This is a genomic window from Pseudoxanthomonas mexicana, assembly GCF_001556105.1.
Classification (GTDB): Bacteria; Pseudomonadota; Gammaproteobacteria; order Xanthomonadales; family Xanthomonadaceae; genus Pseudoxanthomonas_A; species Pseudoxanthomonas_A mexicana_A.
Window position 1 is genome coordinate 24990 of the sequence record NZ_LSIF01000108.1, and the last position, 10461, is coordinate 35450.

Genomic DNA, 10461 nt, shown 5'->3' on the forward strand with positions numbered 1-10461 from the left:
GCGACTGGCCGATGCCTGAAAAGGCGGTAGCCCCGCCGGCTGACCTCGGCGCCCGCGTCGATCGATACCGTTGCTGCCTTCCGGCCCTGGCGGGATTTTCGATCTAGCGTCGCGAGGGGCCGACGGGGCCACCATAGAAACGAAACCGCGCCGGAGCGCGGTACGTCGACATCCCCTGGCGGGACGCGATGAAACTGGCGGAGAGAGGGGGATTCGAACCCCCGAAGCGCGGTTTAGACGCTTACACACTTTCCAGGCGTGCTCCTTCAACCGCTCGGACACCTCTCCGGGACCTGAATGCGGCCGGGGCTGCTTTCAGGGGCGTGAATTCTAGCCTTCGCAGGGGGGCGACCACAAGCGAAGCCAGCGGGGCGCGGCCGCACGCAGGGCCGGCTTGCAGGGCGTGGCACAATGACGGCATGTCCTATCTCGTCCTCGCCCGCAAGTGGCGCCCCAAGCGTTTTGCCGAGCTGGTAGGCCAGGAACACGTGGTCCGCGCGCTCACCAACGCACTGGACAGCGGGCGCGTCCACCACGCCTTCCTGTTCACCGGCACGCGCGGCGTCGGCAAGACCACCATCGCCCGCATCTTCGCCAAGTCGCTGAACTGCGAGCAGGGCACCAGCGCCGATCCGTGCGGCCAGTGCCCGGTCTGCCTCGACATCGATGCCGGCCACTACATCGACCTGCTGGAGATCGACGCCGCCTCGAATACCGGCGTGGACGACGTGCGTGAGGTGATCGAGAACGCGCAGTACATGCCGTCGCGCGGCAAGTTCAAGGTCTACCTGATCGACGAAGTGCACATGCTGTCGAAGGCGGCGTTCAATGCGCTGCTGAAGACGCTGGAAGAGCCGCCGGAGCACGTGAAGTTCCTGCTGGCGACCACCGATCCGCAGAAGCTGCCGGTCACCGTGCTGTCGCGCTGCCTGCAGTTCAACCTGAAGCGGCTCGACGAGGACCAGATCCGCGGCCAGATCACCAAGATCCTCGGCGCCGAAGCCATCGACGCCGATGCCGGTTCCATTGCGCAACTCGCACGCGCAGCCGATGGCTCGTTGCGCGACGGACTGTCGCTGCTCGACCAGGCCATCGCGTACGCCGGCGGCGCGCTCCGCGACGAAGGTGTGCGTACCATGCTGGGCACGGTGGACCGTACCCAGGTCGACGCGATGCTGGCCGCGCTGGCGCGCGGCGATGGTGACACCTTGCTGCAGGTGGTGGCGGGGCTGGCCGAATTCTCGCCCGACTGGGCGGGCGTCCTCGATGCCGTGGCCGAAGCACTGCACCGGATCCAGGTGCGTCAGCTCGTCCCGTCGGCCAACGTGGAAGCGGAGGGCGTCGATATGGATGCCTTCGCCGGACTGCTGCGTCCCGAGGTGGTCCAGCTCTGGTACCAGATGGCGATCAACGGCCGGCGCGACCTCCATCTGGCGCCGAGCGGCCGGGCAGGCTTCGAAATGAGCGTGCTGCGCATGCTCGCGTTCCGGCCGGCGCAGGCCGGCGAGATGCGCGGCGAAGGCCGTGCGTCGACAACGTCTGCACCGGCACCGGCACCGGCACCGGCGACGGCATCCGCGAACATCGTGATGCCGCCACGCGCGCCCGAGCCAGCCGCGCACCCGCAACAGATGGCGCGCGAAGAGGTGCAGCCGCCACGTCCCGCAGCGCCTGTCGTGGTCGATACACCGCCCTGGCGGGAGCCCGCAGTCGCCACCGAAATCCCCAGGATTTCCGCGGCAGCCGCGATGCCGGCCGACATCGGGATCATCGATGCCGAGACCTGGCTGCATTTCGCCGGTAGCTGCGGGCTCAAGGGCGTCGGCAAGCAACTGGTCGACAACGTCGCGTTCGCCGGCTACGCGAACGGAACGCTGACGCTGGCGCTGGACAGCGGCTTCGACTACTTGCGCTCGGAGCGCACCCTCGGCGAACTCACCGATGCGATCGCCAGCCGCTACGGCGTATCGCCGCGCCTGGCGTTCGCAGGCAAGGCCAACGATGGCGAAACGCTCAAGGAGCGCAGTCACCGGCAACGTGACGAGCGTCAGAACGTGGCCGAAGAAACCTTCATGAACCACCCGGACGTGCGGCAGCTGATGCAGCAACACGGCGCCAGGCTCGTCCCGGACTCCATCCGACCTTACGAAGAGTGATCACGACATGCGTGGAAACATCGCCCAACTGATGCAGCAGGCGCAGAAGATGCAGGAGAACCTGCAGCGCGCCCAGGAAGAACTCGCCAAGCTGGAAGTCACCGGCAACGCTGGCGGCGGGATGGTCAGCGTGACGCTGACCGGTGCCAAGGAGTGCCGCAAGGTGCGCATTGACCCGTCGCTGTTGTCGGATGCCGAGATGCTGGAAGACCTCATCGCGGCGGCGTTCAACGACGCCTCCAACAAGGTCGATGCCGAGTCGAAGTCGCGCATGGGTGCCGCCACGGCCGGCATGCCGTTGCCGCCCGGCATGAAAATGCCGTTCTGACCCTGTCCGAGACCGGATGACGGCGGTACGTCCGCCCACGGTCCCCGGAACGATCATGTCCAGCCCGTTGCTCGAACAGCTCATCGAAGCGTTGCGCGTCCTGCCCGGTGTGGGGCAGAAGACCGCGCAGCGCATGGCATACCACTTGCTCGATCGCGAGCGGGACGGCGGCAAGCGCCTGGCCGGCGTGCTGGCCGACGCGCTGGAGCATATCGGCCACTGCGGGCAGTGCCGTGATTTCACCGAAGGCGCCATGTGCGCGCTGTGCGCGAGCGGCAGCCGCGATCGCCACCAGTTGTGCATCGTGGAATCGCCTTCGGATCGCCTGGCGATCGAGCAGGCCACCGGATACCGTGGTGTCTACTTCGTCCTGCACGGCAAGCTGTCGCCGCTGGATGGCATCGGCCCGCGTGAGCTGGGGCTGGACGCACTGTCCGCTCGCCTTGCACAAGGTGAAGTCGTCGAACTCATCATCGCCACCAATCCGACCGTCGAAGGCGAGGCCACCGCGCACTACCTGGCCCAGTTGGCGCGGCAGCAGGGCGTGCGTCCCAGCCGGCTGGCGCACGGCGTGCCGTTGGGCGGCGAACTGGAATACGTGGACCGCGGCACGCTGGCGCACGCCTTCGGTGGCCGCAGCGAGATGGCCTGATTCCCCTGCACGGAGACGCATTGCATGACCGATACCATTTTCGCCAAGATCATCCGCCGTGAGATCCCGGCCACCATCGTCTACGAAGACGACGACGTCCTCGGCTTCAAGGACATCGCACCGCAGGCGCCGGTGCACGTGCTCTTCATTCCCAAGCATGAAGCGATCCCGACGCTCGACGACGTGCGTCCCGAGCAGGCGCACCTGATCGGCAAGCTGGCGCTGGCCGCGGCGGACTACGCACGCAGCGAAGGCTTCGCGGAGGACGGCTATCGCATCGTCATGAACTGTCGGGAAGATGCAGGGCAGACCGTGTTCCACATCCACCTGCACCTGTTGGCCGGAGAATCGCTGGGGCGTTTCGGCACGCCGGGCTGATTGGCCGCGCGATGGTCAGGTAATAAAAAAGCCGCTCATCGAGCGGCTTTCTCGTTCATGGCGCAGGGAAGTTACCACCAACCCCAATGGCCACCATGGCCCCAACGCGGGCCACGGAAGGGATCGTAGTATGGGTACGGGCGGACCACATCGACCTCGCGCACTTCCGGCCACAGGTACACCACATCGGCCGCGACGCGCGGCAACTGGTAGTCGTAGTCGCCGATGCGGGTGCTTTCGTAGGCCTCGATCTTGCCGACGAAGGTGACCTCGCGGCCCTCTGCGAACACGGCGGGATCATAGAAGCCTGCGCGGCAGGCGATGAAGCGGCCATCGGTGGCATCAGGCGCGGACGAGAGCGGACGGCCGTTGCCGCCCAGCGGGCGCGAAACCAGCTGGAAGCATGTCGCGTTCTGTCCGGGCGTGGTGCTGATGATGCGGCCGCCCCAGCGCACCGGAGCGCCGACCTGTGGCGCGCCTACCGAATCGCGCGGATTGACCTGGTTGAAGCTGCCCTGCAACGGCTTGGGGGCCGAGGCGCAGGCGGAAAGCAGCGCGGCGGCTGCGACGATGACGGCGAAGCGAAGGTTCATGGCCAGTCTCCAGCGGGTTATGGGCGGTGCCGGCGCAGATCTTCGATCAATGCCCGGTGATCTCCCTCGCCGGGAGCGTAGCGCGCATCGGCGAAACGGCGGCTGAGCGAGAGCAGTGGCTGTGCAGTCCGGGGTCGTCCGATGGCGACCCGGCGTGCCCAGTGCTCCGGGCTTTCATGCGGCTCCCGTCCAAGGCCGAAACGGGCATAGCGCGTGCCGAGCCGGTGCCAGGCGCGCAGCAAGGGGTCGCGTTCCCGCTCGCCCCTCGCCAGCAGCCACCCCATCCAGGCCAGTGCCGCCACGGCGAAGATGGCGAACAGCGCGGTCAAGGCGCCGCCGCCGAGCTGTTTCGCCCCGAACCGTTCGAGCAAGCGCGACTGCCGCTTGGCGTCGAAACCCAGGACCAGGTCGTTCCAGCCGCGACGGAGCCAGTCGCCGACCTGTCCCAGTTCCCCGATGCCGATCATGTTGGCCAACGCCTCTGCCGCACCGCCGGCTCCCAGGCGATCTTCGAGGGTGTCGTAGATGCGCTCCGGCGCGACCGCTGCCGTCGGATCTACGCGCACCCAGCCGCGTTGCGGCATCCATACCTCCGCCCAGGCGTGCGCGTCCATGTTCCGCACGATCCAGTAGTTACCCAGCGGGTTGTACGTGCCGCCTGTGTAGCCGGTGACGACACGGGCAGGAATGCCCGCCGAGCGCATCAGGAAGACGAAGGAGGAGCTGAAGTGCTCGCAGAATCCCTGCTGCTGGTCGAAGAGGAATTCGTCCACCGTGTCGCGGCCCGGGAATGGCGTGTCCAGCGTGTAGGCGAAGTCGGCACGGATCCATTGCAGCGCACGCCCGACGATGGTCGCATCGTTGCCGCCCGCTTCGCGGCGCCACCGCACGCCCAGCGCACGGGTGCGTGGATTGAATCCGTTGGGCAATCGCAATGCCTGCTCGCGCAGCGGGGTGGGCAACGCCACCTCGAACTGCATGGGGGCCGATGACTGCAATCGCCACCGTGTCAGCGAGGTGAGGGGGGTAGGCGTCGACAGGCTGTAGTCGTGGGCCATGCCCACGCCGTCGGGCGTCGTCATGGGCAGGTCGAGGGCGACCAGGTCGCGGCGCTCGCTGGGCTCCACGTCCATCCGGTAATCCCACGTCACCGGCGCACGGGTCGTGCGGGGCGGCGGAATACCAGGCTGGCGATCGCCGCGCGTCCAGGTGCGCCCATCGAAATCCGCCAGCACCGGCCCGCGCCAGTACATCTGGCTGGTGGGTGGGGTGGCACCGAAGAACTGCACCCGAAGTGCCGGTGCCTCGTCGGCGATCAGGTCGAGGTAGCTGCCAGGCGACATGTCGTCACTGAGGCCGGGCTTGGACAGGGCGCGCTCCGGTACGCCCCACAGCGGCGACGGAAAGCGTGGGAACAACCAGAATGCCGCCAGTACCAGCGGCACACCGAGCGCGACGAGCTTCCCGATCTCACGCACCTGGTGCATGGGACGCGCGACCCCGGCCAGCGATGCCGCCTCGGCATCAGCCAGCCGGTGCAGTGCCACCAGGGCGCAGAGGACGCTGACCAGGCCCAGCGCCATGCTCAGCGGCCCTTGGTCAAGGAGGAAAGCGGCGAACGGGGCAAACAGCGCGAAGCCGAGCAGGCTGCGGTTGTCGCGCAGGGTTCGTGTCTCCGTTGGCTTGATCGCCAGCATCCCGGCGAGCAGGGCACACCCGGTGTCGCGGCCGAAGTGCATGCCCGTCACCGACATCACCGCAGCGACCAGCGCGATGACGAGCAGCGCGCGCAGCAGTCCGGGAAGTGGGCGACGCCAGGACGCCAGCGACAGCACCACGCCGGTGACGCCGATACCGCTCGCCAGCATTGGTGGCAGCTGGATCAGCAGGGCCAGCAGGCACGCGCCCGTGGCAGCCAGCGTCCACCGGCGGCTGAGCGTGTCGAGCGTGGGCGCGTCAGGCGGTTTCATGCGGGAGCAGGGCCAGTGCACGAAGGCAGAGATGGCGATGCGCGAGTCCGTTGCCGGGCCCCAGCGCGGGCTGGCCGGGCAGGCGGAGCAGATAGCGAAGGCCCTCGCGTTCGGCGGTTTCTATCCAGTGTGCGAGCCTCTGGATCCGTCGTTCTGGGGACAGCATGGTCAGTGCGTCCCAGTCCAGGTCGACATCGCGGCCGAGCGGCTGTTCGTAGTCGCGCACCAGCAGTTGGCTGCGGCGGGCGGACGGCTTCCACGCGATGGCACGTCGCGCATCGCCGGCACGGTAGTTGCGCAGCTGGTGCACGTCCTCGCCAGCAGGGTCCAGGCGCGCCCTGGTGCCTCCGCTCTCCGCCTGCGGAAGCGGTGGCCCCTGGACTTCCGTGGCCGGGTAGACGAGCAGCGGCGTATCGGGCCATACCCAGGCCCACGCGCGGGCAAGGCCCAGGGGCTGGGTGGTCGACAGGCGTACGCGATCCAGGTCGTACCACCCGCGCTGATGGGTCGGCAACGACAGTTCGACGACCTGGTTTTCGCCGGCCAGCAGCACTGCGAAGGCATGTTCGTCGCCCGCATCCAGGCGCAGGCCATGCCGCACCCGCGCATCACGAGACGCCAGCGCGACATGCAGCAGCAGGGGAGTACCGACCGGCACGGGGTCCGCGGACAGTGCGTCGATGCGCAGGCCGGCCAGTTGAAGGTGCGCGAAGATCAGGCTCGCCATGGCCGTCGCACCGAGCAACAACGCCAGCAGCAGCGCCGGGTTGTTGTTGTAGTTCAGCGCGCCTAGCAGCATGGTGAATACCAGCGTGGCGAAGAACAGGCCGAACCGCGTCGGCAGCACATAGATGCGTTTGCGCTCCAGCGCGACCGGCAGCGACTCCGGTCGGCGCGGTCGCGCCAGCCGGGCGAAGCGGCGGGCCAGGGTGGACGCCATGTTCAATCCACCGGCACTGCATGCAGGATGGCCTTGGCCAGCGCGCCTGCGGAGACGGCCTCGGCTTCCGGCACCAGCCGGTGCGCCGCGACGGCCGCGAACAGGGCTTGCACGTCGTCCGGCAGCACGTGCTGGCGACCCAGCAGCAGCGCGTACGCGCGCGCCGCCCGGAGCAGGGCGATGCCGGCACGGGGCGACAGGCCGACCCGCACGCCCGGATGCTGGCGGCTGCGCGTAAGCAGCGCCTGCACGTAGTCGATCAGCGCGTCGCTGGCATGCACATCGTTCACGGCGTTGCGCAGGGCCAGCACGTCATCGGACGACAGCAACGGCATGGCCTGCGCGATCAACGTGCGACGATCGCTGCCGGCCAGCAGCTCGCGCTCGGATTCGGGGCTTGGATAGCCCAGCGCCAGGCGAAGCAGGAAGCGGTCCAACTGCGAATCGGGCAGCGGATACGTGCCCGACAGGTCGACGGGATTCTGCGTGGCGATCACGAAGAACGGTTGCGACAACGCATGGGTCACGCCGTCCAGCGTGACCTGGTGTTCCGCCATCGCCTCGAGCAGCGCGCTCTGCGTGCGGGGCGGCGCGCGATTGATTTCGTCGGCGAGCAGGACGTTGGTGAATACCGGTCCGGGATGAAAGGTGAAGGCGCGTGCCTGCGCGTCGTATACCGACACGCCCAGCACGTCGGCGGGCAGCAGGTCAGAGGTGAACTGCACGCGCTGGAAGCCCAGTCCCAGCGTGGCGGCCAATGCATGCGCCAGGGTCGTCTTGCCCAGGCCCGGCAGATCCTCGATGAGCAGGTGCCCATCGGACAACAGGGCAACGAAAGCGAGCCTCACTTCATGTGACTTGCCGAGCACCAGCGAATTCACCTGCGCCTGTGCGCGAGTGAGGGCCTCGGCCAGGCCTTCGGATAGCATAGGAGGAGTGCTGGGGATGGCGGACATCGCGCTCTCGGTTTCCGATCGTGGGTTGAGGGAAGTGTAGCGAGATGGACGAAGAACAACGCGCGCGACAATGGTTCATCGCCGTGTGGGCAATCGTGACGGCCGTCAAGATCGCGATCGCCGCGCAGCTGCCGCTGTTCGTGGACGAAGCCTTCTATTGGCAGGAGGGGCGGCATCTGGCGGCGGCCTATTCCGACCTGCCGGGGCTGACCGCCTGGTTGACGCGGCTTGGTACCGAACTGGCCGGTCATCATGTATTGGCGGTTCGCGCGCCATTCCTGCTGATGGCAGCGCTCCTGCCATGGATGGTGGGCAGAGCTGCTGCGCACTGGTTCGGCGCAGGCGTTGGCTGGCTAGCGGCACTGCTGACGGTGGTGATGCCGCTATCGGGCACGCTGGGCCTGCTCGCATTGCCGGACGTGCCGATGGCGCTGGCGACGGTGTTGTGCGCGGACGCTGGCGCGCGGCTGCTGCGCGAGGTCGATGCGATGTCCGCGACCGAACTGGCGCTCGGTCTCATGCTGGGAGCGCTCAGTCACTACCGCTTCATTGGCGTGATCGGGGTTGGGTTGCTTGCGTTGCTGTGGCTACCCCAAGGCCGCAAGGTATTGCGCGATGCGCGCGTCTGGGTTGCGTTGGCAGTGGGCGTGCTGGCCTGGGCGCCGTTGCTGGCCTGGAACCTGGAGTATGCCGATGCCGGTCTGCGGTTCCAGTTGCTCGACCGGCATCCGTGGCGTTTCCACCGCGATGGTTTCCGTTTTGTGGCGGTGCAGGCGGCAATGGCGACGCCACTGCTTTTCTGGGCGATGCTCGTGATCTGCATGCGCAGCCTCCGTAGCGACCAGGAGGCAGGTACGCAGTGGCGCTACTTCGCGTTGCTCGGCGCGGTGTCCACGTTGGGTTTCTTCGCACTGGGTTTCTTCGCCGACAACGAACGCGTCAGTTTCCACTGGCCTTTGCCGGGTTATCTCGCACTACTCTTCGTGACGCCGTTGTTGCTGCGGGAATGGTCGCCAGGGCAGCGGCGTGCAACCTGGGGCATCGCCGCGCTGGGCATGATGCTGATGCTGGGCTATTACGTGGCCGTCTCGCTGCCTGGGTTGCGCTCCCAGGTGGCCGGCAGCAAGTACTACCCCGAGAATTTCGCCGGATGGGACGCGTTGGCCGTGGAGGTAAGGGCGATGCGCGCGGCACTACCTGAAGGAACCGTGCTGCTCGCGGACAATTTCAAGACGGGCGCAGAGCTTGGCTTCGCCCTGAACGATGCGGACATTCCCGTGCTCGACCATCCGCTGAACCGTAAACACGGGCGCGCGCCGCAGCTCCGGTTGTGGGGTCTCGAGCACGCCGGTCCACGCGACGCGCCCACGCTGCTGGTGGTGGGTGCGACCGACGTGAAGTTCAGTGCGCTGCTCGCGCACTACCAGCAGCTGTGCGACGTCGTTGGCGCACTGCCACCTGCGCGCGTGGTGAACATCGACCATGGCGCGCGTCGGTTCCTCCTGTTCGTGCTGCCTGCGGGACGCACGGAAGGCGAATGCATCACGCCGGTCGTTGCCAACATCGACGTACCGCAGCCGGGTGCCAGCGTCGAGCGACGCTTCAGCGTCGGCGGTTGGGCGGTCAAGGATGTGGTGGGCGTGACGAAGGTGGAGGTACTGCTGGACGGTCGCGTAGTGGCCGTCGCCAGCGAGGCGGGTGCCAATGAATGGCTGCGGGGCTTCCTGAGAAACGCCTCGCGCGATCCGCGAATGCCGCAGGTCCAGTTCGCGGCCGAGGTCGATGCCGGTGGCGTGCCTGCCGGAACGCATTGGCTGGGGCTGCGGGTGACCGGCGGTGACGGTAGCGTGGAGACGTGGGCGGAGCAGCCGGTCGATATCCGTTAACGGATTCCGTCAGGGCAGGTCGAAACCCGCTTCACGCAGCATCCGGGACACCGCGATCAGCGGCAGGCCCACCAGCGCCGTGGGGTCGGAGGATTCGATGGCATCGAACAATGCGATGCCCATGCCCTCGGACTTGAAGCTGCCGGCGCAATCGAACGGCTGGTCGGCGTCCACGTAGCGCTCGATTTCTGCAGTCGTAAGGGAACGAAAGTGGACGGTGGTGATGTCCTGGGCCTGCAGGACCTGATCGTCCCGCACCAGGCATACCGCCGTATGGAAGCGGACCTGCCGGCCCGACATGGCGGTCAGCTGGGCGATGGCCGCCTCCCGTTGGCCGGGCTTGCCCAGGGGGTGTCCGTCCAACTCGGCGGCCTGATCCGAGCCGATGACCCAGGTGCCGGGGTGCTGCTGGGCGATCGCGATGGCCTTGGCGTGGGCCAGGCGAAGCGCCATCTCGGGAACGGTTTCGGCATCCAGGCCGGTCTCGTCCACGTCCGGGCGCGCGATATGGAACGGTACGCGCAGCCGCTCCAGGAGTTCACGGCGATAGCGGGACGTAGAGGCGAGCATCAGCGGCATGTGGATGGTGCACTGGCAGGGGA

General features: G+C 67.5%; 10 protein-coding genes, 1 tRNA gene and 1 other RNA gene. 5 read left to right on the forward strand and 7 right to left on the reverse strand.

Going from position 1 to position 10461, the window contains the following annotated elements; translation table 11 throughout:
- Positions 1–29: 29 nt before the first annotated feature.
- An RNA gene (gene ffs / locus AX730_RS18160) (signal recognition particle sRNA small type) lies at positions 30–126 on the reverse strand.
- 69 nt (positions 127–195) lie between these two features.
- Positions 196–288, reverse strand: a tRNA-Ser gene (locus AX730_RS18165).
- Between the two features lie 131 nt (positions 289–419).
- On the opposite strand from AX730_RS18165, the gene dnaX reads away from it, so the two are divergent.
- The 4 genes from dnaX to AX730_RS18185 are packed head-to-tail and all read left to right on the forward strand — an operon-like array spanning position 420 to position 3514.
- Positions 420–2156 carry a DNA polymerase III subunit gamma/tau gene (gene dnaX / locus AX730_RS18170; protein ID WP_062358611.1) on the forward strand — a complete coding sequence of 579 codons (1737 nt, stop codon included), beginning with the start codon at positions 420–422 and terminating at the stop codon, positions 2154–2156.
- Positions 2157–2163: 7 nt separating this feature from the next.
- Positions 2164–2484: a YbaB/EbfC family nucleoid-associated protein gene (locus tag AX730_RS18175; protein ID WP_062358613.1), complete on the forward strand. Its 321-nt coding sequence runs from the start codon at positions 2164–2166 to the stop codon at positions 2482–2484.
- Between the two features lie 55 nt (positions 2485–2539).
- On the forward strand, positions 2540–3136 hold the full coding sequence (recR, locus tag AX730_RS18180; protein WP_062358642.1) for a recombination mediator RecR: 597 nt from the start codon (positions 2540–2542) through the stop codon (positions 3134–3136).
- Positions 3137–3160: 24 nt separating this feature from the next.
- Complete coding sequence (locus tag AX730_RS18185; protein WP_062358615.1) at positions 3161–3514, forward strand: histidine triad nucleotide-binding protein; 354 nt, start codon at positions 3161–3163, stop codon at positions 3512–3514.
- Positions 3515–3585: 71 nt separating this feature from the next.
- Here AX730_RS18185 and AX730_RS18190 read toward each other — a convergent pair whose 3' ends face one another.
- Genes AX730_RS18190 through AX730_RS18205 form a run of 4 tightly spaced genes read right to left on the reverse strand, consistent with a single transcriptional unit; the run spans position 3586 to position 7973 of the window.
- Positions 3586–4107, reverse strand: a complete 522-nt coding sequence (locus AX730_RS18190) for a Slp family lipoprotein (protein ID WP_062358623.1) — start codon at positions 4105–4107, stop codon at positions 3586–3588.
- Positions 4108–4124: 17 nt separating this feature from the next.
- Entirely contained in the window at positions 4125–6077 is a 1953-nt protein-coding gene (locus AX730_RS18195; protein ID WP_062358625.1) for a transglutaminase TgpA family protein, read from the reverse strand.
- Positions 6064–7017: a DUF58 domain-containing protein gene (locus tag AX730_RS18200; protein WP_062358627.1), complete on the reverse strand. Its 954-nt coding sequence runs from the start codon at positions 7015–7017 to the stop codon at positions 6064–6066. Before AX730_RS18200 ends, AX730_RS18195 begins: the two co-directional genes overlap by 14 nt.
- Positions 7018–7019: 2 nt before the next feature.
- The gene (locus tag AX730_RS18205) at positions 7020–7973 is read right to left on the reverse strand and encodes an AAA family ATPase (protein ID WP_062358629.1); all 954 of its coding nucleotides are present in this window, start codon (positions 7971–7973) and stop codon (positions 7020–7022) included.
- 44 nt (positions 7974–8017) lie between these two features.
- On the opposite strand from AX730_RS18205, the gene AX730_RS18210 reads away from it, so the two are divergent.
- Complete coding sequence (locus AX730_RS18210; RefSeq protein ID WP_062358630.1) at positions 8018–9859, forward strand: ArnT family glycosyltransferase; 1842 nt, start codon at positions 8018–8020, stop codon at positions 9857–9859.
- A gap of 9 nt (positions 9860–9868) precedes the next feature.
- Here the strand turns inward: AX730_RS18210 and AX730_RS18215 are convergent, their stop codons facing one another.
- Positions 9869–10438 (reverse strand): Maf family protein, encoded by a 570-nt coding sequence (locus AX730_RS18215; protein ID WP_062358632.1) that lies wholly within the window; start codon positions 10436–10438, stop codon positions 9869–9871.
- Positions 10439–10461: the final 23 nt, after the last annotated feature.

Bases quoted from the DNA above. Each gene is read 5' to 3' on its own strand.
- dnaX (WP_062358611.1), top strand. From the start codon at position 420: ATGTCCTATCTCGTCCTCGCCCGCAAGTGGCGCCCCAAGCGTTTTGCC.
- AX730_RS18175 (WP_062358613.1), top strand. From the start codon at position 2,164: ATGCGTGGAAACATCGCCCAACTGATGCAGCAGGCGCAGAAGATGCAG.
- recR (WP_062358642.1), top strand. From the start codon at position 2,540: ATGTCCAGCCCGTTGCTCGAACAGCTCATCGAAGCGTTGCGCGTCCTG.
- AX730_RS18185 (WP_062358615.1), top strand. From the start codon at position 3,161: ATGACCGATACCATTTTCGCCAAGATCATCCGCCGTGAGATCCCGGCC.
- AX730_RS18190 (WP_062358623.1), bottom strand. From the start codon at position 4,107: ATGAACCTTCGCTTCGCCGTCATCGTCGCAGCCGCCGCGCTGCTTTCC.
- AX730_RS18195 (WP_062358625.1), bottom strand. From the start codon at position 6,077: ATGAAACCGCCTGACGCGCCCACGCTCGACACGCTCAGCCGCCGGTGG.
- AX730_RS18200 (WP_062358627.1), bottom strand. From the start codon at position 7,017: ATGGCGTCCACCCTGGCCCGCCGCTTCGCCCGGCTGGCGCGACCGCGC.
- AX730_RS18205 (WP_062358629.1), bottom strand. From the start codon at position 7,973: ATGTCCGCCATCCCCAGCACTCCTCCTATGCTATCCGAAGGCCTGGCC.
- AX730_RS18210 (WP_062358630.1), top strand. From the start codon at position 8,018: ATGGACGAAGAACAACGCGCGCGACAATGGTTCATCGCCGTGTGGGCA.
- AX730_RS18215 (WP_062358632.1), bottom strand. From the start codon at position 10,438: ATGCCGCTGATGCTCGCCTCTACGTCCCGCTATCGCCGTGAACTCCTG.